The organism is Kribbella sandramycini, from assembly GCF_013131805.1.
GTDB lineage: Bacteria > Actinomycetota > Actinomycetes > Propionibacteriales > Kribbellaceae > Kribbella > Kribbella sandramycini.
Genome location: NZ_JABJRC010000001.1, coordinates 1,006,911 through 1,033,622, shown reverse-complemented (window position 1 = coordinate 1,033,622; position 26,712 = coordinate 1,006,911). Strand labels below are relative to the sequence as shown.

Below are 26,712 nucleotides of genomic sequence, written 5' to 3'. Positions count from 1 at the left end.
CAAGGAGAACCGCCACCGTGAAGAGCACCGTCGAGTCCTTGAGCCCGACCAAGGTCAAGCTCATCGTCGAGGTGCCGTTCGAGGAGCTCAAGCCGAGCCTCGACGCGGCGTACAAGAGCATCGCCCAGCAGATCCAGGTGCCTGGGTTCCGCAAGGGCAAGATCCCGCCGCAGGTGATCGACCAGCGGGTCGGCCGGGCGCCGGTGCTCGAGGAAGCGATCAACGACGCGCTGCCGAAGCTGTACTCGCAGGCGGTCCAGGACAACCAGGTCAAGGCGATCGGCCGGCCCGAGGTCGACGTGACCGAGTTCAACGACAAGGAGAGCCTGCAGTTCTCCGCCGAGGTCGAGGTCCGCCCGGAGATCACGCTGCCCGACCTGGACGGCCTGGAGGCCGAGGTCGAGGACATCGCGATCGCCGACACCGAGGTCGAGGAGCAGATCGAGGGGCTGCGCGCCCGGTTCGGCTCGCTGAACCCGGTCGAGCGCGCCGTCGGCGACAAGGACTTCATCACCATCGACCTGTCCGCCTCCAAGGACGGCGAGAAGGTCGAGGAGGCGCAGGCGACCGGCCTGTCCTACCAGGTCGGCAGCGGTCAGCTGCTCGACGGGCTGGACGAGGCCGTCATCGGCCTGACCGCCGGTGAGAGCAAGACGTTCGTCACCCAGCTGGTCGGCGGCGCCCTCAAGGGTGACGACGTCGACGTCGCGGTCACCGTGACCGCGGTCAAGGAGCAGGAGCTCCCGGCCTTCGACGACGACTTCGCCCAGACCGCGTCGGAGTTCGACACCGCCGAGGAGCTGAAGGCCGACATCCAGGCCCGCCTGGAGCGCGGCAAGCGCCTCGAGCAGGCCGGCGAGGCCCGCGACGCCGTCCTGGAGAAGATCCTCACGCTCGTCGACGTGCCGGTCCCCGAGGGCCTGCTGACCGACGAGCTGGCCGCCCGCAAGGAGAACCTGGAGCAGCAGCTCGGGTACTCCGGGATGTCGTTCGAGCAGTTCCTGGAGTCCGAGGAGCAGACCCAGGACGAGTTCGACGAAGACCTGAAGAAGCGGTCCGAGGACGCCATCAAGGCCCAGTTCGTGCTGGACCTGGTCGCCGAGCAGCAGGAGCTGCAGGTCAACGACCAGGAGCTCACCGAGCACATCGTCCGGCACGCGCAGCGTTCCGGCGTCAGCCCGGACCAGTTCGCCCAGCACGCCGTCGAGAACAACCTGGTCCCGAGCCTGGTCTCCGAGGTCGTCCGCGGGAAGGCCCTGGCCTACCTGGTGGAGAACGCGAAGGTCTCCGACGCCTCCGGCAACGTGGTCGAGCTGAAGACCCTGCAGCCGGACGGCACCTACGCCGAGCCGCAGGCCGCGGAGGCCGCCGAGGCCCCGGTCGAGGAGCCCGCGAAGGCCTGAGCAACACCCGTACGCCGAGCAGCCCGGGCCCCGATGGGGTCCGGGCTGCGGTGCTTTCAGGCGCGTGGAGGTGCGCCGTGAGCGAACACCCCCAGCCCAGCCTTAGGTCTGTCGCCGCCGCCCAGTAATGTCGGCTTCGTGAACGAGACATTTGCAGCCAGCCCCACCGCCGCGGGCGGCAATGGATCCGGCGGCCACGACGACCACATCTACCAGCGCCTGCTGCAGAACCGGATCATCTTCCTGGGGTCCGAGGTTCGCGACGACAACGCGAACGCGATCTGCGCGCAGATGTTGCTCCTCAACGCCGAGGACCCCAACAAGGACATCTGGCTGTACATCAACTCCCCGGGCGGCTCGGTCGACTCCGGGATGGCGATCTACGACACCATGCAGTGGATCTCCAACGACGTCGCCACGGTCGGGATGGGCCTGGCCGCCTCGATGGGCCAGTTCCTGCTCTGCGCCGGCGCCAAGAACAAGCGCTACGCGCTGCCGCACGCGCGGATCATGATGCACCAGCCGTCCGGCGGTATGGGCGGCACGGCGTCCGACATCAAGATCCAGGCCGAGCAGTCGCTGCACCTGAAGGCGCTGCTGTTCAAGCTGATCTCCGAGCACACCGGCCAGCCGCTCGAGCAGGTCGAGGCCGACGCGGACCGCGACCGCTGGTTCACGGCCGACAAGGCCAAGGAGTACGGCTTCATCGACCACGTGGTCAACAGCGCCGCTCAGCTCAGCTCCGGCAGCCCGAACTCCTGATCTTCCACCGCAAAGGACGCGACACATGAACTACTTCATCCCGCAGTGGGAGGAGCGCACGTCGTACGGCATGCGCCGGATCGACCCCTACACGAAGCTGTTCGAGGACCGGATCATCTTCCTCGGCACTCCGATCACGGACGAGATCGCGAACGCCGTCATGGCGCAGCTGCTCTGCCTGCAGTCGATGGACGCCGACCGCGACATCAGCATCTACATCAACTCGCCGGGCGGCTCCTTCACCGCGCTGACCGCGATCTACGACACCGTGCGCTACATCAAGCCGGACGTCCAGACGGTCTGCCTGGGCCAGGCGGCCTCGGCCGCCGCGGTGCTGCTGGCCGCCGGGACGCCGGGTAAGCGGCTCGCGCTGCCGAACAGCCGGATCATCATCCACCAGCCGGCCACCGAGGGCACCTACGGGCAGTCCAGCGATATCGAGATCCAGGCGAACGAGATCCTCCGCCTGCGCGCGCTGCTCGAGACGATGCTGTCCGACGCCAGCGGCAAGTCCCGCGAGGAGGTCTCCCGCGACATCGAGCGGGACAAGTTCCTCACCGCTCAGCAGGCGATCGAGTACGGCCTGATCGACGACGTCCTGCAGACCCTCAAGACCCCGGTCCCCGCCGGCGTCTGAGGCACCCGTACGACGGCGCGTGGGCCCCGATCGGGGCCCACCAGCCGCGCCCCGGCTGTCAAGGGGCTGCCGCGTTCGCCACCGGCGTAGACACAACCCGGCGCAGAGCGCGGCGTTTCGGCCCCGGACGGGGTACCGTCGAAAAAGTTCGTCTGCTCAGAGAAGGGAACTGTCCCGGTGGCACGCATAGGTGACGGCGGTGACCTGCTCAAATGCTCGTTCTGCGGAAAGAGCCAGAAGCAGGTCAAGAAGCTCATCGCCGGTCCCGGCGTCTACATCTGCGACGAGTGCATCGATCTCTGTAACGAGATCATCGAGGAAGAGCTCAACGAAGGCTCCGAGGTCGGTCTGACCGAGCTGCCGAAGCCGCGCGAGATCTACGACTTCCTCAATGCCTACGTCGTCGGACAGGACGTGGCCAAGAAGGCGCTCGCGGTGGCGGTGTACAACCACTACAAGCGGGTCCGCGACGGTCAGGGCTCCTCGAGCGCCGGCCGGCACGCGAAGGACGAGGCCGTCGAGCTGGCCAAGTCGAACATCCTGCTGATCGGCCCGACGGGCTGCGGCAAGACCTACCTCGCGCAGACCCTGGCCCGGATGCTGAACGTCCCGTTCGCGATCGCGGACGCGACCGCGCTGACCGAGGCCGGGTACGTCGGCGAGGATGTCGAGAACATCCTGCTGAAGCTGATCCAGGCGGCCGACTACGACGTCAAGAAGGCCGAAACCGGGATCATCTACATCGACGAGGTCGACAAGATCGCCCGCAAGAGCGAGAACCCGTCGATCACCCGCGATGTCTCCGGCGAGGGCGTCCAGCAGGCGCTGCTGAAGATCCTGGAGGGGACGACGGCGTCGGTCCCGCCGCAGGGCGGCCGCAAGCACCCGCACCAGGAGTTCATCCAGATCGACACCACCAACGTGCTGTTCATCGTCGGCGGCGCGTTCGCCGGTCTGGACCACATGGTCGAGCAGCGGGTCGGCAAGAAGACGCTCGGGTTCAACGCCTCCCGTGAGCCGGAGAAGCCGAAGGAGGTCGGCGGGTACGCCGATGTCATGCCGGAGGATCTGCTCAAGTTCGGCCTGATCCCCGAGTTCATCGGCCGGCTCCCGGTGATCACCACCGTCTCGCCGCTGGACCGCGAGGCGCTGATCAAGATCCTCTCCGAGCCGAAGAACGCGCTGGTCAAGCAGTACCGCCGGCTGTTCGAGATCGACAACGTCGAGCTCGAGTTCACCGATGACGCCGTCGAGGCGATCGCCGACCAGGCGTTGCTGCGCGGCACCGGCGCCCGCGGTCTGCGCGCCATCATGGAGGAGGTGCTCCTCAACGTGATGTACGAGGTGCCCAGCCGTGAGGACGTCGCCAAGGTCGTCGTGAACAGCGAGGTCGTCCTGGAGAACGTGAACCCCACGCTGATCCCGCGCGACCAGATCGAGCGCAAGCGCGAGCGCCGCGACAAGACCGCTTAGCAGCTCAGTAGCCGACAGGGAGGCCGGGTCCGCCGTACGGCGGGTTCCCGGCCTCCTTCTCGTGGTGGACGCGGCCGGAGTGGCTCGTTGCCTACCTTCGGTGACATGAGGCAATCAAGAGTCCTTCGAAGATTGACCGTCGTCACCACCGCCCTGCTGCTGGTCGCGCCGCTGACGACCGCGGCTGCCGCGCCCAAGCCCGCCGTCCCGAAGATCAACTGGGGCAGCTGCGGGGACGCGCCGGAGCTCAAGCCGTTCCAGTGCGCGTCGGTCGAGGTGCCGACCGACTACGACCGTCCGAACGGTCCGACCACCACGATCGCGTTGACCCGGTTGCCCGCCAGCGACCCGGCCAAGAAGATCGGCACCCTGTTCACGAACCCCGGCGGCCCCGGTGGGGAGGGCGTGCCGTTCATCCAGCAGGTCGCCCAGTTCGCCTACTCGGCCGAGCTGCGGGCGCGGTTCGACATCCTCGGCTTCGACCCGCGCGGCGTCGGCAAGTCCGACCCGGCCACCTGCTACCCGACCGAGGCCGAGGAGCAGGCTGCCTTCAAGGGGATGAAGGCGTTCCCGGTGACCGCCAAGGAAGAGCGCCGCTACATCACCGAGTCCGCCAAGGTGGCGATCAACTGCCGCATCACCTCCCCGGACCGCCTGCGGCACTTCTCGACCGCGAACGTCGCCCGGGACATGGACCTGCTCCGCCAGGCTGTCGGCGACGCGAAGCTGAACTACATCGGCTACTCGTACGGGACGTTCCTCGGCGCCACCTACGGCAAGCTGTTTCCGAACAACGTCCGCGCGCTCGTCCTGGACGGCACGCTGTCCCCCGAGTGGTACTCCGGCTCGAACGGCGAACGCCAGCCGGTCGGCGCGCGGCTTCGCCAGGGCGAGGGCGCGTCGGACAGCTACCAGCAGTTCCTGCTGGAGTGCAAGAAGGCCGGCCCGGCCTGCGCGCTGAACGCGGTCGGCGACCCGCGGACGGTGTCCGAGAAGCTGCTGGCCCAGCTGAAGGTCAAGCCGGTAGTGGTCGAGCTGCCGGACGGTACGACGGAGACGATCGGGTACGCCGACCTGGTCGCGTACCTGTTCCAGAGCTTCTACTCGTCCTACGCCTACCCGGAGATCGGCGAGACGCTCGCCGCGCTGTCGCAGCTGGCGACGCCCGCGGCGGCTCGGGCCAAAACGACGCCGAAGCTGCCGGAGTCGTTGAAGGAGTGGAACCGGCGCAAGGAGGAGTACGCCTCGATCGGTACCTTCCTCCAGTTCTGCGTCGAGGCTCGCCAGACCGGCCGCCCGCTGAACTACCCGGCGTACGTCGACGCGGCGGACCAGCGTGCTCCGCACTTCGGCCGGTTCCGTAGCTGGGTCGGTCTGCAGTGCGAGTTCCTCGGGCTCAAGGACGACGACGCGTTCCGCGGGCCGTGGGAGAACAAGGTCAAGCCCCCGGTGCTGGTGTTCGGCACCCGGCACGACCCGGCGACGCCGTACGAGGCGACGCGGCCGTTCACCGACCTTTGGCCGGACGGGCGAATGGTCACGATCGAGGGCTGGGGGCACTCCACCAGCCTCGGCGGCAGCAAGTGCGCGGACCAGCTGCTCACCAAGTACCTGACCACGCTGGCGGCGCCGGCTGACAACTCGACCTGTCAGCAGGATCGCAAGCCGTTCGACCCGCTGCCGCAGGGGAAGAAGCAGGTGGCCGGCCTGGCCGGCTGACCCTCGCGAGAGGGAGGCCGGTCACCGGCTTCCCTCTCGCGGCCGAAGCGCCGCGGGGGCCCGAATCCCTACCGTCGGTGGCCATGAGAATCGTTCGAAGTCTGACCGCCGTCGCGACCGCGCTCGCGCTGGTCACACCGGTCACCGCGGCCGCCAAGGCGCCGTACGACGTACCGCGGATCAACTGGGGGAGTTGTGGAGCGGCGCCGGAGCTGGCGCCGTTCCAGTGTGCGTCGGTCGAGGTGCCGACCGACTACGACCGCCCGAACGGTCCGACGACCACGATCGCGCTGACCCGCTTGCCGGCCGCTGATCCGGCGCAGCGGGTCGGCTCGCTCTTCATCAACCCAGGAGGCCCGGGTGCGCCCGGAGTGCCGTTCGTCCAGCAGATCGCCTCGTCCTACTCGCCGCAGCTGCGGGCGCGGTTCGACATCGTCGGGTTCGACCCGCGCGGGGTCGGCCTGTCGGACCCGGCCACCTGTTACCCGACCGCGGCCGAAGAGGCGGTCGTGCTGGCGAAGCTGAAGGACTTCCCGGTGACCGCGGCCGAGGAGCGCGGGTACATTGCGGACGCCGCGAAGCTGGCGGCCAGTTGCCGCCGGACGTCGCCGGATCGGCTGCGGCACATGTCGACCGCGAACGTCGCTCGGGATCTGGATCTGCTCCGGCGAGCGGTCGGCGACGCGAAGCTGAGCTATCTCGGCTATTCGTACGGCACGTTCCTGGCGGCGACGTACGCCAAGCTGTTCCCGAACAACGTCCGAGCGCTCGTGATGGACGGCACGCTGGTGCCTGAGCGGTACACCGGCTCGAACGGCGAGCGGCTGCCGGTCGGGGCGCGGTATCGGCAGGGCGAGGCTGCGTCGGACAGCTATCAACAGTTCCTGCTGGAGTGCAAGAAAGCAGCCGCCGCCTGCCCGCTGAACGCGCTCGGCGACCCGCGGACCGTCGTCGAGAACCTGCTCGAACGCCTGAAGACCAAGCCGATCGGCCACTTCGACTACCCGACGACGGTCGGGTACATGTTCGGCTCCTTCTACTCGTCGACCACCTACCCCGCGCTGGCTCAGCAGCTGGCCGAGCTCGCGACATCCGCGACGTCCGCGAAAGCCGTGCGGAAGGAGGACTATCCCTCGATCGGTAACGCGCTCCAGCCCTGTATCGAGACGCGCAACACCGGCCGGCCGCTGTCCTACCCGGCGTACGCCGATGCGGCGGACGGGCGTGCTCCGCACTTCGGCCGGTTCCGCGCCTGGATCGGCATTCACTGCGAGTTCCTCGGGCTGAAGGATCAGGATGCCTACTTCGCGCCCTGGCCGAACCAGGTCCGCCGACCGGTGCTGATCTTCGGGACCCGGCATGATCCGGGGACGCCGTACGAGGCGACGCGCCCGTTCGCGAACCTGTGGCCCGATGCCCGGATGGTCACCATCGAGGGCTGGGGCCACGCGACCAGTCTCGGCGCGAGCAAGTGCGCGGACCGGCTGCTCACGACGTACCTGAGCACGCTGCAGGCGCCGTCCGACGGCTCGACCTGTCAGCAGGATCGCAAGCCGTTCGACCCGTTGCCGGCGGGAAAGTCGGTGGCGGGGCTGATTCGGTGACTGAAAACTAGTGACAACCGGGGAGTGCGACGAGCAAGATTGGGAGCGCTCCCGGTCCCGTCTTCCGCCCCGAAGGACTGCATATGCGCTGGATTCCGCGCGGCCTGATCGCCGTCGCACTTGCCCTTGGTGTCGTCGTTCCTGGCAGCGCTCCCGCGGCCGGCGCGGCGACCGAGCTGATCGTCAACGGCGGCTTCGCCACCAGCACGGCCAACTGGTGGGGCACCGGCAACACCCCGATCAGCGTGGACGCCGGGCAGCTCAAAGCCGTCGTCCCCGGTGGCACCGCGAACAAATGGGACGCGATGATCGGTCAGAAAGCGCCGGCCTTCCCGATCAAGCAGAACCATCGCTACTTGCTGTCCTTCGACGCTCGCGTCTCCGCGCCGCGCACCCTGCAGACGACCGTGCAACTCAACACCGCGCCCTACACCGCCCCGCTGAACAAGGCCTTCGCGGTCGGCACGAAGAAACAGCGCTTCGCCTTCGCGTTCACCAGCTCGCTGGAGACAACCCAAGCCGAGTTCACCATCCAGCTCGGCGGTCTCGCCGGTGGCGGCTACACGCTCTGGCTCGACAACGTCTCGCTGCTCGACCTGCACGGCACGCCGGCCGGCAACCCGGTCGCGCTGACCAGCGGTTTCTACGTCGACCCGCAGTCCAACCCGAAACAGTGGGTCGGCAACAACCCGGGGCCGAAGGCGACCACGATCAACAACGCGCTCGCCGGCAAACCGATGGCCCGCTGGTTCGGCGGCTGGAACACCAACCTCGCCGACGACATCAACCTGTACGCCGGTGCCGCGGACGCCGCCGACAAGCTGCCGGTCCTGGTCGCCTACAACCTCCCGGGCCGGGATGCCTGCGGCGGTCACTCCAGCGGCGGCGCGGCCGGTGAGGAGGCGTACAAGGAGTGGATCCAGACGTTCGCCGCCGCGATCGGCATCCGCCCCGCGCTCGTCGTCCTGGAGCCGGACTCGATCGGCGACTTCCACTGCATCAAGGAGACCAAGGACAAGGAGGCCCGCGTTCGCATGCTCGCCTACGCCCTCCAGACCCTGAAGGACTTCGCGCCGAACACCTGGACGTACGCCGACGCCACCAACAAGGGCTGGGCCGAGGAGATCGGCGTCCCCGAGCTGGCGGCCCGCCTGAACAGCATCGGCGTCGCGAACGCCCACGGCCTCGCGACCAACGTCTCCAACTACTACGGCACCGCCGAAACCGTTGCCTTCGCCAACGACCTCGCCGGCCGCCTGGGCAAACCCTTCATCGTCGACACCAGCCGCAACGGCAACGGCGCCTCCACCACCTGGTGCAACCCCACCGGCCGCAAACTCGGCGCCACCGCCCAACCCGGCGGCGGCGCCGAAATGCTGCTCTGGATCAAGGTCCCCGGCGACTCCGACGGCAGCTGCGGCGACTCGACCACCGAAGCCGGCCACTTCGACCCGGACCTCGCCCTCAAACTCATCAACAACCCGTAGTCAGATCGTCGGGCCGCAGCGTGGCGACCAGCTCGCCGCGACTGCGGACGCCGACCTTCGTGAACGCCGCCTTCAGGTGGTCCTGGATCGTGTGCGGCGAGATCGTCAGCCGGTCGGCGATCTCGGCCGTCGTCCGCCCGGAGATCACCTCCAGGCAGATCTCGCGCTCACGCGCGGTCAGCCCGTACGCCGCGAGCAGCATGCCGACCAGATGGCGGCCGGAGGCCGGCTCGATCGTGACGACCACCTCGGAGTCGTCGTCGCCGATCAACCGGCTGCCCTGTAACAACACCCACCCGCCCGACGCGGCCTGCACCCGCGCCTGGAACGTCCCGCTCCTGGTGGCCCGCGTACCCGTGACGACCGCCCGCAAGAGGACGCCGAACCGGCCGGGCGCGATCAGATCGAGCTCGTCCTGCCAGGAGCGGGCGGCCGCGGTGACTGCGCGCGGCTCGCCGTCCGGGCCGGTGACGACGATCGACGGACCTGCGCCGCCGCGGTAGCCGTGGGCGTCGGTGCGGACCGCGACTCGGGTCGCCGCGCCGATCGCCGGGGCGACCGCGGTCAGGAAGTCGAGCTCGCGATCGCTGAAGTCCGCGCCGGAGCGGACGAAACCCGCGGCGCCCCAGCAGTCGCCGTCGACCATGAACATCGTCCGCACCTCGTGGTCGATCCCGAGTGGCCGCCAGACCTCGTTCAGCCGGCGGTGCCCGACGACCTCGCGATACGGCAGGTCGGACAGCCGGGCGACCGGCTGGGCCCGGCGGGCCAGGTCCGCGAACGAGTTCGGGACGTCGCCGGCGTACTCCGTCTCGGCCAGCCGCGGCTCGTACTCGGCGGGGATCCGGTCTCTCCCGCCGGTCATCGAGCTGATCACCAAGGTGCCCGGATCGAGGGCGGCCCAGCAGGTCAGCTCGTTGCCGACTACGTCGCCGACCACCTCGATCGCGGCGGCGTGCAGTGCCTCGACGCCGAGCCCCGACGTCGCCAAGGCCGCGATCTCCCGGCGCGCGGCCTGCGCCCGCCCCTCCCACATGCGCTCAGTATGCGCCGCCGTCCGGGCGCGGCATATCCCTGAATTGTGGGGATTCCGGCGGCGTCCGGAGCCTTCGCGGCCGGGATGGTCCGGCCCGGCCGCGCTGCCTACCGTCGCCGCTATGAGTATTCATCCGAGTTCAGCAGGCACCGGGCAGGAGTACGTCGCGCCGGACGCGACCGTGACCGTCAAGATCGCCGCCGAGCACACCGGCGCGGAGTACGAGCTCTTCGAGATCGACGCGCCGCGCGGCCCGGCCGGACCGCCGCACATCGAGTCGTGGAGCAAGGCCTTCTATGTGCTGCACGGCCGCATCCTCGTCCAGGCCGGCGACCACGGCTACGACCTCGGGCCGGGGTCGTCGATCAGCATCCCGGCCGGCACGGTCAACACCTTCTCGGTGCTGACGCCGTCCGCCAAGTTCCTCACCTTCAGCCGCACCGGCAGGATGGGCGCGTTCTTCGCCGACCTCACTACCGCCGACCCCACCGACCACGCCGCTCTGGCGGCGATCGCCGGCCGCCACGGCGTCCAGTTGGTCCAGTCATGAGCACGGCGGCGCAGGTGCTCGCCGTGGCGATCGCGGCGATGCTGGTGATGGTCTGGGTGATGGAGTCGTTCCTGTACCGCCGACCGCTGCTGCACCCGTTGTTCCTGACCAAGCCGGGTGACTTCGACGCCATCCGGCTGTGGACGATCAACGTCGGTTTCTACAACCTGACAACAGCTTTAGCACTCGTGGCCGGCGTTGTCCTACTGAACAACGGGCATCCGTCCGCCGGCGAGGCATTGATTGTTTTCACAGCGGCGCAGCACACCTTCCTGGCCGTCGTTCTCGTAGTGTCTGAGCGGCGGCTGTGGCTGAACTCGCTACTGGAGGGCATACCTGCCGTCACCCTGCTGATTCTGACCAGAATCAACTAGACCAAAGAGGTAGGAAAGTTACCGTTCTTCGGTCAAGATGGTCAGCGCACCACGAACGCTCAAGGTTTTCCGGATGTCAGCGTCCACGTCATCCGTCCGGGAGACCGCCGCCCTGAGTACCCGTGAAGGTGAGACGTCATGAGCCCAATCAGTCGCAGAACTCTGGTCCTCGGCGGTCTCGCCGCGGCTGGGGTCAGCGCACTTCCTGTTCGTTCGGCGGTGATTGCCGCGACTGCGGCGACGCCGTACCCGTTCCAGCTCGGGGTCGCCTCGGGCGATCCCGACTCCAGCAGCGTCGTCCTGTGGACGCGGCTCGCGCCCTCGCCGTTGAATGCCGACGGGCTGGGTGGGATGGCCGCCGCGGACGTCGTCGTCGACTGGCAGGTGTCGACGACGGATACGTTCAGCACTCTGGTCGCATCTGGTTCGGTCACTGCCAAGACCGCCCAGGCGCACTCTGTCCATGTGATCGCGGGCGGCTTGAGCCCGGACTTCGACTACTACTACCGGTTCCGCGCGCAGGGGCACCTGTCGCCGGTCGGCCGGACCCGGACGGCGCCTGCCGCGGGCACACCGGGTCGCGAGCTGGTGATGTCGTTCGCTTCGTGCGCGCACTACGAAGAGGGTTACTACACGGCCTATCGACGGATGGCCGAGGACAACCCGGGGCTGATCCTGCATCTGGGTGACTACATTTACGAGTACGGCGCAACGACCGGCCGGCCGCGGTTGCACGCCGGTGCGACCGAGATCGTCTCGCTGGCGGACTACCGGCGCCGGTACGCGCAGTACAAGAGCGATCTGGATCTGCAGGCTGCGCACGCGGCCGCGCCGTGGATCGTCGTACCGGACGACCACGAGGTGGAGAACAACCGTGCGGGCAACGTACGGGCCGACAGCACGCCGTCGTTGACCGCTGCGCAGTGGACTGCCCGGCAGGCGGCGGCGTACCAGGCCTACTACGAGAACATGCCGCTGCGGCCTGCTCAGGCGAACAGCGGCGCCAGCATCCCGCTCTACCGGCGGCTGCAGTGGGGGAGCCTGGCGTCCTTCCACATGCTCGACACCCGGCAGTACCGCAACGACCAAGCCTGTGGTGACGGCTGGAAGGTCTGCTCGGACGCCGACCTCGCATCGCGCAGTCTGCCGGGCAACGCCCAGGAGACCTGGCTGCTGAACGGTCTGAACCAGAAGACCGCGACCTGGGACATCATCGGTCAGCAGGTGTTCTTCGCTCGGCGCTTCAACGCCAGCGGCGCGAGCATGGACTCCTGGGACGGCTACCGCGCTTCGCGGGCCCGCATCCAGCAGGGCTGGGTCGACCGCGGCACGCGGAACCCCGTCGTGCTCACCGGGGATGTGCACCGCGCCTGGGCCAGCGACCTGAAGCTGGACTACAACAACGCCAACTCGGCCACGATCGGCTCGGAGCTGGTCTGCACGTCGGTGTCCTCCAGCGGGGACGGCGATGGCGCGACTGCGATCCCGGACGTCGGCAACAACCCGTGGCTGAAGTTCTTCAACAACCGGCGCGGGTACGTCCGCACGACGATCAGCCCGACACAACTACGAGCCGACTTCCGTGCGGTCGCGAAGGTGTCGGAGCATGGCGCTCCGGCGACCACTGCGAAGTCGTTCGTCATCCAGGACGGTCAGCCCGGATTGCAGGCGGTGTGATCATGCTGAAGAGGACTCTGGCTGTAGTCGGGACCGCCGTGACGGCCCTGGGGCTGCTGGCGCCGACGGCGTCCGCTCACGTCGCTACGCCCACCTGGGTGACCGCCAACAGTACGGCGACCGGCGACCAAGACGCGCCCGCAGTCGCGACCAACAGGTCCGGGTACGTCGCTGTGGTCTGGGAGGACGACCGGGACACGGACAACGCGACCGACCCGGTGCACAGTGACATCTGGATCCGGTTGTTCCGGAACGGCACCGCCGTCTACGAGAAGAAGCTCTCCGCCGGCGGCAGTTCCGGAGTGACCAACTGGCGCCACCTGCACCCGGACGTCGGGCTGGACGACAACGGCAACGCCGTCGTGGTCTGGCAGGACGACCCGGACGGCAATGGGTACTACAACATTCCGTATCGCGTTCTGAACACCGCAGGTACGGTCACCGCATCGGGCTACGCGAACACCAGCTCAGACGGTCAGCAGATCAATCCGCGGGTGGCTGTCGATCCGGACGGGTCGCCGTCGGGTGCGGCGGTAGCTTTCACTGCGACCTGGGAAGACATCCAGACCGGTACGCCGGCCACCGTCAAGGCGGCTGGGTTCACTGGGCCCACCACACGTGCGTGGGAGGTGACCGCCTCGCAGACCACAGGTCAGCACCACAACCCGGATGTCGCGGTTTCGGCGTCCGGTGACGCAGTCGTGGTCTGGGACGAGGACGGTGACGCCAACGCGGCGTACAACGTCGGTCTGGTCCGGCTGGCGCGTACGAACGGCGCAGTGAACCTCTCGCGGCGCATCGCCAACTCCAACGGAGATGGCCAGCAGACGCACGCCGCAGTCGCCGCCAACTTCAACGGCGACTTCGCTGTGGCCTGGGAGTCCGACCACACCGGCACCGCCGGCGCCTGGACCCGCACCTTCGACGCCAACGGCACCGGCCGATTCGCCGACGTCCAGGTCGCCGCCGGCGGCAAGTCGCCGTCGATCGGCATCGACAACGCCCTGCAGACCGTCGTCGGCTGGACCACCCAAGCCGCCGACCTCGACGTCTCGGTCCGCGGGTTCACCCCCGCAGGCACCGACACCGGCCGGCTCTCCGCTCAGCAGTTGAGCAGCGTCACCGCCGGCCGTCAGGAGCAGATGGCCGTCGCCGTCTCGGCGTACGCCGAGGTTGCCGTCGTTTACACCGACGACAACGACGGCAACACCTACGACCAGGTAGTCCTCGGTACCGGGATCTCCAACAACAGCTGGTAACTCAGGTCACCACGACTTCGTCGACGAAGAGGTAGTCGGCGAAGTCGTGGGACCGGGTCTTGGTCAGCCGAACCGTCAGATAGCGCGTAGTGGTCGTCGGGAACGTCAGCTCGAACCACTGGTCGTGAGGAGTGCCCGCTTCGGCCAGTGCGCGCCCGCCTGCGGACACTGCGACGTTGTCGGGGGAGTAGTCGTGCCTGCCGTTGTCGAAGCCGCGCACGCGGACTTTCGAGACCGACTGCGTGCTACCGAGGTCCAGCGTCAGCTCGACGGTGCGGGTCTGGCCAGCGCTACTCAGGCGATAGCCGTAGCCCAAGCCGTCCTCGTACGAGCCGGCCACCACACCGTCGGTGGACTCCTTGCCGCCGCTGTCGGGGTAGGCCGGGTCGGGCGTAGCCGGGAAGGTCGTCCGGTACGACTTGTTCAGCGCGACGTTGACTCCGGAGCCGTTCAGCACCTCCACCTCGTCCAGGAAGAGGAAGTCGGCGAAGTCCCCGGTGCGAGTCTTCTCGAACTGCAGTTTGACGTAGCGAGCCGTCGTGGTCGCGGGCAGCTCGTACCAGCGGCCGTTGGCCGTGCTCGTCTGCCCCCGGGCCGTCATGGTGACTACGTCGTCGCCAGCGAAGGCCCGAACCACCGACGGGCCGTAGTCGTGTTTGCCGTCGTCGTACCGACTCGTCCGGAGCTTGCTGATGGCTGTCGGAGTCCCGAGATCGACCGTGACTTCAACGGTGCGAGACGAGCCTGGTGTCGGGAGTTCGTACCCGTGCCCGACGCCGCAGCCCGCGGCCGCGGCGCCGTCCGTCGACTCGGTCCCGCCCGTGTCCGGGTAGCCGGGATGGGTGACGGCCGGTTCCGACTTCAGGTAGGGCCGGCCGGCGGCGAGGCTCTGCCGGTCCGCGGCGTACACCTCGAGCTCGTCGATGAACAGCGACGACGCCTCGCTGTCGTACGCCTTGGTGAAGGTGACGCGGACGTGCCGCGCCGTCGCAGGCGCGAACTGGAAGCTGTACCAGACGCCGGACGGCCCGCGCGGCGCGAACTGCAGCCCGCGCTGCGTGTACGTCGTACCGTCGACGCTCGTCGAGATTCGCACACTGTCGGGCCGGTACTTCGGGAACTCCTCGTAGGCGTGCAGTGCGGCACTGTCCAGAGTCTGCACCGACCCGAGATCCAGATCGAGAACGACAGTGCCGGTCGGGCTCTTGTACCCGTAGCTGCGGCCGTCGTTGAAAGCGTCAGCGAGGACGCCGTCGGTCGACTCGATCCCGCTGTCCGGCAGGTCGTTCGGCTCGGGCGTACGCCGGTACGTTCGTCCACCGGCCACGTTGACCTTCGGTAGCGCAGCACCAGCGACTGCGAGCTCGGCGAGGTCAGGTGTGCCGGACGTCGTCTGCAGCCGCAGATAGCGTCCCTTCGCGTTCAGACCCGCGAAATCGGTTCCGCCGTCGCTGCGGCCGTTTGCGTACACCTGAGTCCAGCGGGCGCCGTCGTACGACGTCTGCAGCGTGTAGCCGGTCTGCGGACTGTTCCAGCGCAGCTTGACGCCGTCGAGCTGCACCTGCCGGCCCAGGTCGACCTGCAGCCACTGCGCACCGGTACCTGGTCGCCAACTGGTTGTGGGCGAGCCGTCGACTACTGCTGCGCTGTCGCCGGCCGAGGCAGTGGTGGCGGCCGACCGAGCCGGATCGGCCGTGGTTCGCCCAGCCGCGGCGTCGAGCGCCCGGACTCGGGTCCGCTGCATGTACGCCGTGTCCGGAGTGAACTTGTCGGACAGTTGGACCAGACCGTCGGCCAGACCGCGGGCCAGCCCCAGATCCTGCTGACCCAGCAGCGTCAGCAGTTCGTAGTCCTCGATCCCGTCGCGCAGGGACTCGTACCGCGGCGTCACCTCGACGGCATTGCGCTCCTTGTCCGGGCGGACGATGTAGCGGTCACCCATGGCGTCGTTGGCCTGCGGGTCGATGGTCCACGAGGTCATCGCCCAGTGCAGGTAGCCGTGCAGCCCTTGCCCGTAGGCGTACCAGATCGTCATTCGCTGGTACCACTGCGGCTGATCGATGAACCTGTTCAGGAAGTTCTTCCGGGGCGCGGTGGAGTTGTACAACCAGACTTCCTTGCCGGACGCGGCGATCTGCTGGAACAGCGGCTTCTCGTCGTCGTAGACGAACTCCTGGGCGATCGCATGGTCGGTCAGGTCGGTGATCTGCGACTGCATGCCGGTGATGTCGACGGCGTCGGCGAGTTTGATCCCCGGCCAGATCTCGTGCATCCGCTGCGCCAGCCGCTTGTAGTCCGCGACGTTGTGGTGCTGCGGCTCGTCACTGGCGTGCGTCCAGAACATGTCCAGCCAGCCCTTGGCGGCCAGATGGTCGCGCAGCGCGGGCAGGTAGCGGGTCAGCCATTGCTGCCCATCGGCCGACGTCCAGTCCACCCACTCCCGGGTGGGCTGATTGCCGACGTTCTTGATCACCTCGATGTCGCGGACGTTCGGGTCGCCCTTCAGCGCGAACGAGGCTTGTGGAAAGCCCTCGATCCGCTTCACCGCACCGGCGTCGATGAACAACTGGACGATCTGGTCGAACCGGCTCCAGTTGAACGTGTAGCCGCCCTTGCCGTCCGGCAGGGTTCCGGCGTCCGCCAGCAGCTTGGTCACCGGGACTTCGAGGTTGTTGGTCCGGTACTGCTTGAACATGACCGCGACCTTGCGCATCAGCTCCCACCACTCGGGGCTGTAGCGCTCGTGGCCGTAGGCCTTCTTGATCTCCTCGTCCTTGTGGATCTCCCAGTTGATGTTGCCGAAGAACAGATGCCACAAGCTGGTGGTGAACTTGCCCTGGCTCGCCGCGGGCAGCGTGACCGCCCGGACGTCGGCCCGGATCGGGACCAGCTGCGTCCCACGACTGGTGACCACCTCGACCGTGCCGCTGTAGACCCCGCCGGCCACGCTCGCCGGCGCGTACACACGGACCCAGATCGACTGCGTCGAGCGCGCCGCGACGGCCTTGCTGAGCTCGTTGGTCAGCCGGTCCGGGTAGAGCCCCGCGCCGACGCGAACGCCCGGGTAGATGTCCATCTTGCCGGTCTTGGCGTCGTGCGTGTTGTGTTCGAGATAGTGGTAGTCGACGAAGTTCGTGGTGACGTGCTCCGCGGCGATCGTTCCGCCCGGGCCGGTGAGCGCGCTCGGCCGGACGGCGTCGATGGTGAACGCCTCGTTCCGGCGGAGCACGATCTGCGCGCTCTCGTACTCGTTCCGCGCCATGTCGAGGCTGAGCGACCGGCCCGCGTCGGCCGATGGGCCGCTGTCCCGGAACACACTCGTGTACGCCGATTCGGTCCAGAGGTCGGTTGGCACCGCGGTGGCCGGTGCGGTGCCGAGTGCGACGAGCGCGCCCGCAACCAGCGTGAGAACCGTTCCGAGCTTGATGAGTCGCATATCTGTCCCTCCGGGCGGAAGCTGCGCAACCATCGTCTGCCGGGGGAGGGGCAGCGGTAAACGTCCTCGCCTAGACCACTGGTCTCACTCCACTCGGTGGGTGCGCTGCGTGACCTTGGCGATCAGATCCTGATCGTGGGAGATCGCGAGGACGCCGACGCCGTGCGCTTCGGCGTACTCGACCAGGTGATGCCAGAGCTGGGCCTGGGTGATCGCGTCCAGACTGGCGGAGATCTCGTCGGCGATCACGTACCGCGGCTCGGCGAGCAGTGCCCGGGCGAGGTTGACGCGTTGCAGTTCGCCGCCGCTGAGCTCATGCGGGAAGCGGTCGAGCCAATGCGGCTCGACGAGGGCTTCGTCGACGGTCGAGCCGGCCTCCGCCAGAACGTCGCGGATCCGCCAGTGCGGGTTCATGGTCCGTTCGGGGTGCTGCATGACGAGCTGGACCGGGCCGTCGCTGGTGATCGCGCCGCGGCTCGGCTTGCGGTAGCCGGCCAGCAGGCGGCCGATGGTCGACTTGCCGGCCCCGCTCGGACCGCAGAGGCCGACGCGTTCGCCGGGCTCGATGGTGAGGCTCAGGTCTTCGAGGATCCACGGGGCGCGCTTGTGGTAGCGGAACCACAGACCCTCGGCGCTCAGCATGGCTGCTCCACGCGGAAGCCGTTACCAGGCAGGGCCTGCCAGAGCGCACGGCTGTACGGCGGTAGATCGGGTCCGTCGCCGGTGAAGTCAGCGGGCGCAGCGGTCTCGATCGTACGGCCGTCACGGCAGATGACGACGGAGTCGGCGACTTCGAGTGCGCCCCGCAGTTCGTGGGTGATGAGCACGACGGCCCGTCCGTCATCGGCCAGGGCGCGGAAGTCCCGCAGTACGGCGGTGACGTCGGCCTGCGGCAGCCCGGGCGTCGGCTCGTCCGCGAGGATCAGCTGCGGGTCGCCCATGGTCGCCATCGTCACGAGGACCCGCCGGATCATGCCGCCCGACAGTTCGTGCGGGTAGCGGCGCAGCACTTCGGACCCGAGGCCGCGATCGGCCAGCGCGGCAACGGCGTACGACTCCGGCCGCCCGGCCAGTTGTGCGGAGCGGCGTACCTGCCGGCCGATCGTCGCCAGCGGGTCGAGGAAGTCGACGGACTGTGGGAGGAGCGCGATCTCGTGCCCGGCGCGCCGCCGCCGGTCTTCGGAGGTGAGCACGGCGCCGTCGTACGTGATCACCCCGGACTCGGAGGCGTTCGGCGGGAGCATGCCGAGGACGGCGTGCGCGAGCAGCGTCTTGCCGGCGCCCGATGCGCCGACGAGCGCGACGACCTGGCCGCGGTCGGCGGCCAGATCCATCCCGGCGACGGCGACGGTCTCGCGGCGGCGCAGACCGCGGGTGTACTGGACGAAGGAGATCCGGAGCCCGGAGATGCTCAGCAGTGGACTCACAGGTGGTGACTCCTCGGGTCGAGCAGCGCGCGGACGTTCTCGCCGATCGCGTCGACGAGTTTGACGACGACGAGCAGGCACAGGCCGGGGAGGACGGCCAGCCACCAGGCCCCGGCCGACAGGAACCGCATCGACTCGGCCAGCAGGACGCCGATCGACGGCTCGGCCGGATCGACGCCGAGCCCGAGGAACGACAGCGCGGCCTCGTGCAGGATCGCGTGCGGGAACAGCAACACCGTGCCGACCAGGAAGTGGCCGAGCAGCTGCGGCGCCACATGCCGGCGGGCGATCCACCAGCGGCCACGACCGAGCTGGCGGGAGATCGCGACGTAGTCCGACGAGACCACGTGGCGGGCGTGGCCGCGCAGGACGCGGGTCAGCGACGGCCAGTGGGTGATCGCGACTGCGATGATGACGGCGCGCGTGCCACCGCCGAGCGCGAAGGCGAGCAGGATCAGCAGAACCAGGTGCGGCAGGGCGAGGAACAAGTCGACAACCCAAGTGATTGCCCGGTCGACCACCCGCCCGCCGACGGCTGCGGCACACGCCATCAGGACGGCGAGCACGCCGGAGATCGCTGCCGCGCTGACGCCGACCACCAGGCTCAGTCGCAAGCCGGAGAGGACGCGCGCGAACATGTCCCGGCCGAGCCGGTCGGTGCCGAACGGGTGCGCCCAGGACGGGCTCAGATTGCGCCCGGCGAGCTGCGTCGTACTCGCGGCGTCGACGGCGAACGACCCGGCGATCACGACGGCGAGGACCACGGTCACCGAGAGCCCGGTGTAGAGCAGCGTCCGCCGGCGCCGGTCGAGCTGGACGGCGACCTTCACGCGGTCACCTCCGCTCGATGGGTTCGCGGATCCAGCCAGGCGTGGACAAGGTCGCCGAGCTGATTGCCGACGTACACGAAAACGGTGGTGAACAAGGCGATGGCGAGGAGCAATGGGACGTCCTGGCCGAGGGCGGCGGCCGTGGTGGCGGCGCCGAGACCGGGGTAGGAGAAGACCTGCTCGGCCAGGACCGAGCCGCCGAAGAGCTCGCCGAGCGAGCTGAACTGAAGCAGCACCGCGGGGCCTGCCGCGTTCCGCAGGACGTGATGGAGGACGAGACCGAACGTCCGTTCGCCCTGGGCGCGGGCGAAGGCGATGTAGTCGCTCGCCATCGCGACCGCGACCGCCTGGCGGGTGTGCAGGGTGACCGGTGCGATCCCGACCAGACTCAGGGTGAGGGCCGGTAGCAACAAATGGTGCAGGCGATCGAGGAGACCGACCTCACCGGCGATCGATCCGACCGGGACCGCGCAGCAGATCGGCGTCCACTGCAAGGAGACCGAGAAGGCGTAGAGCAGCAGGAGGCCGACCCAGAAGGTCGGTGCCGAGGACAACGTGTAGGCCCACCAGGTGATGACCCGGTCGGCCCAGCGGCCCCGGCGGACGCCGGCGACCACGCCGAGCGTGAAGCCGATCAGGCCGGAGAGACTCCAGGCGACGGCCATCAGCGCGAGGCTGGTCAGGAACTTGCCCGCGATCACGTCGGCGACCGGCTGGTTGAAGGTGTGCGAGTAGCCGAGGTCGCCGCGGGCGATGTTGGCCAGCCACGTTCCGAAGCGTTCGAGCGGCGGGTCGTTCAGGCCCCAGCGCTCGGCGATCTGGGCGCGCTGCTCGGGGCCGATCGCGGCGATGTCGCCGCCGACATACGCGTCCACCGGGTCGACCGGGGAGGCGGCCATCAGCGCGAACGACGCGGCCGCGACCGCCGCGAGCAGCAGGACCAACCGGATCAGCCGGGAGCCGATCGACCCCAGGGCGCTGGTCAACAGCTCCAGCGCCAGCCCGTGATACCGGCCGTGATCGGCCAGCCGTGCCCGTGCGGCTCGATCTGCGGTTTGCCGACGTCGAGACAGTCGCTGACGAAGTACGTGTGCTGGAGGTTCACCAGCCAGGCCCACGCGGCGTCGCCGGCCGGGCCGAAACCGTTGCCCTGGGCATCGCGCTGGGCGGCCTTCCAGAACTTCGTCGCGGTGGCCTGGTCGGTCGCGGCCATCGCGGCATCCAGGTTCTTCTGAACGATCGGGTTCGTGTAGTAGCCCGGGTTCCAGTACTCGACACCGGCCTGTGTGGCCGAGTAGAGGTTGTACATCTCGCTCGGATCGTGGCTGCCCCAGCCGAACAGCACGGCGTCCGCGTGCAGGCGCTTGTCGATCACGTCCCAGCTGACGCCCTTCGGCGTGATCCGGACCCCGATCGGTTTCACCATGTCGGCGACGCTCAGCGCCAGCCCTTGCCGGATCGTGTCATCCGCCTTGTAGAGCAAGGTGAACTCGGCCTTCACACCCGCGCGCTCCCGGATGCCGTCGCCGTCGGAATCCTTCCAGCCGGCGGTCTCCAGCAGCTCCTCGGCCTTGGCCGGGTCGTTGCCCTGGATCGCCGACGACGGCTCGTACCACGGCATCCCGTCGACCGGGCCGGTTGCGGGGGAGCCGTAGCCCTCGAGGACGCCGTCCACCAGGGCCTGCCGGTCGACGGCCTGGTTGATCGCCTGCCGGACGGCCTTGTCCGACGTCACGTTGTTGCCGATCGGGCCGGCGTCCGCGGACTTCTTCCCGGTGTCGGCGACGTACGGGAACACGATGCCGCGGTTGTCGACCGACTTGACCGGGACGACCTTCATCCCGGCCACGGTCGTCTTGGCCAGACTCGACGGTACGGCGGCCATCGACACCTGCCCGGCCTTCGCGGCGGCCAGCGACGCGTCCTCGCCGGTGAAGGTGAACACGATCCGCTCGAACGCCGGCTTCGTCCCGTAGTAGTTCTCGTTGCGCTGCACGATCAGCTGCTGGCCCTGGTCCCACTGGACGAGCGTGAACGGACCGGAGCCGATCGGCTTCCGCGCGTAATCCTTGCCGTGGGCATGTTTCGGCACGATGCCGAGCGAGATCAACCGATTGACGAACGTGCTCTGCGGCCGCTTGAGCTGCAGCTCCACCGTGTCGTTGTCGACCGCAACCGCCTTGGCCAGCGCGGTCACATCGGTCAGCCCGCCGCTCTTACTGGCAGCCGTGAACGTGTACGCGACATCCTCCGCCGTCACCGGCTTCCCGTCGCTGAACTTCGCGTCGGCGCGCAGATCGACCGTCCAGACCAGCCCGTTCGCGCTCACCGAATGCTTGGTGGCAAGGTCGTTCACGACGTTCAGCTCGGGGTCACGGGTCAGCAGCGTCGACTGGAACAACGGCGAGCCGTACCGCCCCCACCCCAGCGTCGGGTCGTACCCATCAGCAGACTCCCCACCGATCGCCAGCCGCAGCTCCTTGGGCGTCTGCCCACCCGAACCACTCTTGCTGTCGACCCCCGCCGCGCACCCAGCCAGCACCAGAACCCCGGCCAGCACCATCCCAACCCGCTTCACGCACCCAGCCCCTCACATGCGACCCGATCGCAACAGACGCCGAAAACCTACGTTGCCACCAGCCCCCTCCGCAACAGGCGTGCGGAAGAACAGGACGTAGAGGGCTACGTACCTGCGTCCGCACGCCTGGGGGTAGCTGTCGGTGGTCGCTCCCGAGCGACTACTACCTGTCCTTACCGTCGATCAGTCAGCTTCGTGTTCTTCGGTGGTGCCGGGCAGGGCAGGGCCCCGGGGCGGGATGGCGGTGGCTCGGGTGGGGTCGATGGTGTGTAGGGAGCCGTCGGCGGCGGCCCGGGCGATGGCCAGCATCGAGGTCAGCGCGTCGGTGATCTGGGATTGTTCACGGTGCGGGATGTCGGAGAGCTCGATCAGGACGGAGCCGCTGCCGAGGAGGCCGTAGCCGTTGCGGGCGATGCCTTGGTAGTCGCCGCCGGGGTACTGGGAGACGTTGCCGCCCGCGCCGTTGATCGAGCGTTGGACGAGGACGGCGATCTGTTTGGCGAAGTTCACGTCGTCGACGGCGACGCCGGGGTGCGTCGGCCAGAGCGTGGAGGCGGTGATCTCCCGGCCGGCGGCGTCCCGATAGCGCCCCTGCATGTGGTAGTCGACCATGATGTCCGGCCGGAACGCGGCGTGCCGGCGCTGCACCAAGCCGGCCTCGGTGGCCGGGTTGTCCGCGGGGGCGACGTCCGGGTCGTGGTACCGGTTGATGTCGTAGCCCTTACCCGCCTCGCCGTACTCGGGTGTCGCGGTCGGGTCGTAGTTGTAGCGCCAGTTGCGCTCGTGCCCGTCCGGGTTCGCGCGGACGACGATGTCGACGGTCACCTTCGACAGCAGCTTGCGCTGCCATGGGCTGTTGCCGACGCCGACCGTCCGCAGGAACTCCAGCGCCGCCGGTGTCCCGAGCGGCTCATCGCCGTGCTGCTGCGTGACGTACTGGATCTTCGTCTTGCCGTGGCCGACCCGCGCTGCCCAGACCGGGCGGTTCTCGTTGCTCCGCCCGATCGGGCTGATGCGGATCTTCCCGTGGCTCAGCAGGGACAGCTTGTGCAGTTCGACGGTCAGCTTCGCCGTCGACGGCCGTGGATCGAGTTTCGGTGTGGTGGCCTGGGCGACGGGCGCGGCGAGCAACCCGATGGTGACCAGGGCGGACATCAGGGCGATTCGGGGCTTCATCCTCATGCTCGCCGAGTATCGACCGGACTGCGGACCGCAACAACCCTTCCTCACGCCGAAGTCGCGTAGTGGTACGGCGGGTAGGTGAGATAGCCGCGGGTGCCGCCTTCGAAGTAGGTCGACTCGTCGGCGGGGGTGAGGGGGAGGTGGTTGCGGAGGCGCTCGACCAGGTCGGGGTTGGCGATGAAGGCGCGTCCGAAGGAGATGAGGTCGGCGCCTTGGCGTAGCCAGGTCTCGGCGTCGGCGGGGGTGGTTTGCCCGGGGCCGAGGGGTGGCCCTGGGTTGATGATGAGGGTGTTGGGCCAGAGGTTGCGCAGGGTCAGGAGGGTCTCGGCGTCGGTTGTGACCTCGAGGTGGAGGTAGGCGAGGTCGAGGCGAGCCAGCTCCTGGACGAGCTCGGTGTAGAGGGGGAGGACGTCGTACTCCTCGACACCCCAGATCGTCGCGCCGGGGGAGAGGCGGATGCCGGTCCGGTCGGCGCCGATCGTGTCGACGGTCTGGGTGACCGCTTCGACGGCGAAGCGGATGCGATTCGCGATCGAGCCGCCGTACCGATCGGTGCGCAGGTTCGCGTTGCTGGAAAGGAACTGCTGGATCAGATAGCCGTTCGCGCCATGGAGCTCCACGCCGTCGAAACCGGCGTCGACTCCGCGGCGCGCGGCTTCGGCGTACGAGCGGGCGTGGTCCGGTACTTCGGCTGTCGTCATGGACCGGGGGATCGGAGCGGGTTGGCGACCGGTCGGCGTGAACACCTCGCCGACCGCGGGGACGGCGGACGGGCCGGCCGGTTGGAGTCCGTTGGTCGATGGGTGTGAGACGCGGCCGCCGTGCATGATCTGGGCGAAGATCCGGCCGCCGTTCGCGTGCACTGCAGCGGTCACCTGCCGCCAGGACTCCTGCTGCTCGGCGGTATGCAGACCCGGCGTACCGGGGTTCGATTGCCCGATCAGACTCGGCTGCACCCCTTCGGAGACGATCAGGCCGGCTGTGGCGCGCTGGGCGTAGTAGGTCGCCATCTCGGGTGTCGCCAACCCGCCGGCCGCGGCGCGGACGCGCGTCATCGGCGCCATCACGAGCCGGTTGGGGAGCGGGAGGGGGCCGAGTTGGTGGTTGTCGAAGAGAGTGGTCATAGCGGTTACGCTAAAAGCTCACATCCATGTGAGGGGCAAAGAATCGTGGTCCAGGTCACACCGTCGATGCGGATCGGCGAGCTGTCCCGGCGGACCGGTGTCAGCGTCCGATCGCTGCGGTACTACGAGGAACAGGGGCTGCTCGCGAGCGAGCGCAGCGAGAGCGGGCAGCGGCACTACGACGCCGCGGCGGTCGAGCGGGTCGCGTTCATCCAGCGGATGTTCAGCGCGGGCCTGTCCAGCCGGACGGTTGCGGATCTGCTGCCCTGTATGGATCGCCCCAGTCACGAGACGTCGGACGCGGCGCTCGAGCGGATGGCCGAGGAGCGCGACCGATTGTCGGCGTACATCGTGGAGTTGCTCCAGACCCGGGACTCGCTCGACGAACTGATCGGCACCAACCGGGCCCACCGTGCGACGCTGTGAAACTTGCTAGGCTCGACCGGTTGGCACCCCTCTGCTCGACCCGGAAGTGAGACGTAGCTAAAAATGCTCGACCGCGCGGTCATCGATGGCCTGTTCCCTGCTGATCTGCCGGAGCCGGCGTACTGGGAAGAGCAGTACCCGCAGCGAGAGCTGGCCGAGGGTGCGAAGGTGACGCGGCTCGGCCCGTCGCCGACCGGTTTCATCCACATCGGCGGTATCTACGTCGGGATGATCGACCGGGACATCGCAACCAACACCGGCGGTGCGTACCTGGTCCGGGTCGAGGACACTGACCAGTCGCGTGAGGTCGAAGGCGCGCTGGAGCAGTTCGAGCGCGGGTTCGCGTACTTCGGGATCGAGTCCGACGAGGATGCGAGCAAGGGCGCCTACGGGCCGTACCTGCAGTCGCAGCGCGAGCAGATCTACCTGACCTACGTGCGGCACCTGCTCCGCGAGGGCAAGGCGTACCTGTGCTTCGCCACCAAGGAGGAGCTCGCCGACATCACCGGCCGCCAGCAGGCGAACAAGGTCCCCACCGGCTACTACGGCAAGTGGGCGATCTGGCGTGACGCGTCCGCCGAGGATGTCGCGGCCAAGCTTGCCGAGGGGGCGCCGTACGTCGTGCGCTTCCGCGCGCCGGCGGACGCCGACGGTCAGCGCGCGCGGTTCGTCGACGCGATCCGCGGCCGGCTCGAGCACGAGGCGAACCGGAACGACGCGGTCATCCTGAAGGCTTCGGACACCTCGCCGCGGCTCCCGACGTACCACTTCGCGCACGCCGTCGACGACCACCTGATGCGGGTGAACCTGGTGATCCGCGGCGACGAGTGGATCTCGTCCGTGCCGCTGCACCTGCAGCTGTTCGCGGCGCTGGAGTTCGAGCCGATCGAGTACGCGCACATCGCGCCGCTGATGAAGCACATCCCGGGCGGCAAGCGGAAGCTGTCCAAGCGCAAGGACCCGGAGGCCGGTGTCGACTTCTACATCGGCGCGGGCTTCCCGGCGGATGCCGTCCTCTATTACCTGCGCGGTCTGGCCAACGGCCGGCTCGCGGAGATCCCGCTCACCGAGGCGCTGGCCGCGCCGATCCAGCTCGACCAGTGTGGTGTCGCCGGTCCGCTCGTCGACCTGGTGAAGCTCGAGGACATCAGCGCCGACCACATCGCCACGCTGAGCGGGCAGCAGATCCTCGACGCGGTGCGCGTGTGGGCGGCGACGTACGACGCCGAGCTCGTCCCGGTCCTGGCGGCCGAGCCGGAGCTCGCGCTGCGCGCGCTCGCTGTCGAGCGCGACGGCGTCGAGAACCCGCGCAAGGACCTCCGCAAGTGGTCCGACTTCCGCGACGCCTACGGCTTCTTCTTCCCCCAGCTCTTCCAGCTCGTCACCGGCCCCGCCGACGAGCGCATCGCCGCCCTGAACGTGGCCCCCGACGTCGTCCGCGCCTTCGCCCAGGACCTCGTCGACACCTACGAGCACCGCGACGACCCCGCCGACTGGTTCAACCAGCTCCGCGACCTCGCCGCCAAACACGGCTTCGCCCCCAACCCCAAGGAATACAAGAAGAACCCGGACGCTTACCCCGGCTCCATCCGCGAAGCCTCCCAACTCGTCCGCGTAGCCATCACCGGCGCCACCCGTTCCCCCGACCTCCACGCCACCACCCAAGCCCTAGGCGCCGAAGAAACCCTCCGCCGCCTCAAAGCCCTCACCAACTGAACAGGCTTCCGC

The 26,712-nt window shown here is 68.5% G+C and carries 22 protein-coding genes; 13 read left to right on the top strand and 9 right to left on the bottom strand.

Translation table 11 applies throughout. The features are described 5' to 3' along the window. Nucleotides 1–17 precede the first annotated feature (17 nt). The 7 genes from tig (at nt 18) to HPO96_RS04435 (ending at nt 9,085) form a co-directional block, all read left to right on the top strand. On the top strand, nt 18–1,403 hold the full coding sequence (gene tig, locus HPO96_RS04465) for a trigger factor (RefSeq protein WP_171671211.1): 1,386 nt from the start codon (nt 18–20) through the stop codon (nt 1,401–1,403). 138 nt (nt 1,404–1,541) lie between these two features. Then, entirely contained in the window at nt 1,542–2,165 is a 624-nt protein-coding gene (locus HPO96_RS04460) for an ATP-dependent Clp protease proteolytic subunit (protein WP_171671210.1), read from the top strand. A gap of 25 nt (nt 2,166–2,190) precedes the next feature. After that, complete coding sequence (locus HPO96_RS04455; RefSeq protein ID WP_171671208.1) at nt 2,191–2,802, top strand: ATP-dependent Clp protease proteolytic subunit; 612 nt, start codon at nt 2,191–2,193, stop codon at nt 2,800–2,802. Nucleotides 2,803–2,979: 177 nt separating this feature from the next. Then, complete coding sequence (gene clpX, locus HPO96_RS04450) at nt 2,980–4,275, top strand: ATP-dependent Clp protease ATP-binding subunit ClpX (RefSeq protein ID WP_171671206.1); 1,296 nt, start codon at nt 2,980–2,982, stop codon at nt 4,273–4,275. Between the two features lie 105 nt (nt 4,276–4,380). After that, nucleotides 4,381–5,994, top strand: a complete 1,614-nt coding sequence (locus tag HPO96_RS04445) for an alpha/beta hydrolase (RefSeq protein WP_171671205.1) — start codon at nt 4,381–4,383, stop codon at nt 5,992–5,994. Between the two features lie 83 nt (nt 5,995–6,077). Next, the gene (locus HPO96_RS04440) at nt 6,078–7,598 is read left to right on the top strand and encodes an alpha/beta hydrolase (protein WP_171671203.1); all 1,521 of its coding nucleotides are present in this window, start codon (nt 6,078–6,080) and stop codon (nt 7,596–7,598) included. An 83-nt stretch (nt 7,599–7,681) separates the two neighbouring features. Next, entirely contained in the window at nt 7,682–9,085 is a 1,404-nt protein-coding gene (locus HPO96_RS04435) for a glycoside hydrolase family 6 protein (RefSeq protein WP_171671201.1), read from the top strand. On the opposite strand, the gene HPO96_RS04430 is transcribed toward HPO96_RS04435, so the two are convergent. Then, nucleotides 9,072–10,121, bottom strand: coding sequence for a helix-turn-helix transcriptional regulator (locus HPO96_RS04430; RefSeq protein WP_171671200.1), 1,050 nt, complete (start codon nt 10,119–10,121; stop codon nt 9,072–9,074). The two genes, HPO96_RS04435 and HPO96_RS04430, sit on opposite strands and share 14 nt — an antisense overlap. A 121-nt stretch (nt 10,122–10,242) precedes the next feature. On the opposite strand from HPO96_RS04430, the gene HPO96_RS04425 reads away from it, so the two are divergent. The 4 genes from HPO96_RS04425 (at nt 10,243) to HPO96_RS04410 (ending at nt 13,981) form a co-directional block, all read left to right on the top strand. Further along, nucleotides 10,243–10,671, top strand: coding sequence for a cupin domain-containing protein (locus HPO96_RS04425; protein WP_171671198.1), 429 nt, complete (start codon nt 10,243–10,245; stop codon nt 10,669–10,671). Further along, on the top strand, nt 10,668–11,045 hold the full coding sequence (locus HPO96_RS04420; protein ID WP_171671197.1) for a DUF1304 family protein: 378 nt from the start codon (nt 10,668–10,670) through the stop codon (nt 11,043–11,045). The genes HPO96_RS04425 and HPO96_RS04420 overlap by 4 nt, the downstream gene beginning before the upstream one ends. A gap of 138 nt (nt 11,046–11,183) precedes the next feature. Further along, entirely contained in the window at nt 11,184–12,722 is a 1,539-nt protein-coding gene (locus HPO96_RS04415) for an alkaline phosphatase D family protein (protein ID WP_171671195.1), read from the top strand. 2 nt (nt 12,723–12,724) lie between these two features. After that, nucleotides 12,725–13,981: a hypothetical protein gene (locus HPO96_RS04410; RefSeq protein WP_171671194.1), complete on the top strand. Its 1,257-nt coding sequence runs from the start codon at nt 12,725–12,727 to the stop codon at nt 13,979–13,981. A gap of 1 nt (nt 13,982) precedes the next feature. Here the strand turns inward: HPO96_RS04410 and HPO96_RS04405 are convergent, their stop codons facing one another. The 8 genes from HPO96_RS04405 to HPO96_RS04370 form a co-directional block, all read right to left on the bottom strand. Beyond that, nucleotides 13,983–17,417, bottom strand: coding sequence for a glycoside hydrolase domain-containing protein (locus HPO96_RS04405; RefSeq protein ID WP_171671192.1), 3,435 nt, complete (start codon nt 17,415–17,417; stop codon nt 13,983–13,985). 84 nt (nt 17,418–17,501) lie between these two features. Then, nucleotides 17,502–18,059: an ABC transporter ATP-binding protein gene (locus HPO96_RS04400; protein ID WP_171671191.1), complete on the bottom strand. Its 558-nt coding sequence runs from the start codon at nt 18,057–18,059 to the stop codon at nt 17,502–17,504. Next, a complete protein-coding gene (locus HPO96_RS04395) occupies nt 18,053–18,844 on the bottom strand; it encodes an ATP-binding cassette domain-containing protein (RefSeq protein WP_171671189.1) in 792 nt (263 codons plus the stop codon). Before HPO96_RS04395 ends, HPO96_RS04400 begins: the two co-directional genes overlap by 7 nt. Then, nucleotides 18,841–19,674: an ABC transporter permease subunit gene (locus HPO96_RS04390; protein ID WP_171671187.1), complete on the bottom strand. Its 834-nt coding sequence runs from the start codon at nt 19,672–19,674 to the stop codon at nt 18,841–18,843. The genes HPO96_RS04395 and HPO96_RS04390 overlap by 4 nt, the downstream gene beginning before the upstream one ends. Next, the gene (locus HPO96_RS04385; RefSeq protein ID WP_238354692.1) at nt 19,671–20,660 is read right to left on the bottom strand and encodes an ABC transporter permease; all 990 of its coding nucleotides are present in this window, start codon (nt 20,658–20,660) and stop codon (nt 19,671–19,673) included. The genes HPO96_RS04390 and HPO96_RS04385 overlap by 4 nt, the downstream gene beginning before the upstream one ends. Continuing rightward, nucleotides 20,657–22,252, bottom strand: coding sequence for an ABC transporter substrate-binding protein (locus tag HPO96_RS04380; RefSeq protein ID WP_337796505.1), 1,596 nt, complete (start codon nt 22,250–22,252; stop codon nt 20,657–20,659). The genes HPO96_RS04385 and HPO96_RS04380 overlap by 4 nt, the downstream gene beginning before the upstream one ends. 183 nt (nt 22,253–22,435) lie before the next feature. Then, entirely contained in the window at nt 22,436–23,434 is a 999-nt protein-coding gene (locus HPO96_RS04375; RefSeq protein ID WP_171671186.1) for a M14 family zinc carboxypeptidase, read from the bottom strand. Between the two features lie 44 nt (nt 23,435–23,478). Then, the gene (locus tag HPO96_RS04370) at nt 23,479–24,558 is read right to left on the bottom strand and encodes an alkene reductase (RefSeq protein WP_171671184.1); all 1,080 of its coding nucleotides are present in this window, start codon (nt 24,556–24,558) and stop codon (nt 23,479–23,481) included. A 45-nt stretch (nt 24,559–24,603) separates the two neighbouring features. On the opposite strand from HPO96_RS04370, the gene HPO96_RS04365 reads away from it, so the two are divergent. Then, a complete protein-coding gene (locus HPO96_RS04365; protein ID WP_337796504.1) occupies nt 24,604–24,984 on the top strand; it encodes a MerR family transcriptional regulator in 381 nt (126 codons plus the stop codon). A gap of 63 nt (nt 24,985–25,047) precedes the next feature. Next, complete coding sequence (locus HPO96_RS04360; RefSeq protein WP_171671182.1) at nt 25,048–26,700, top strand: glutamate--tRNA ligase; 1,653 nt, start codon at nt 25,048–25,050, stop codon at nt 26,698–26,700. The last annotated feature ends 12 nt before the right edge of the window (nt 26,701–26,712 follow it).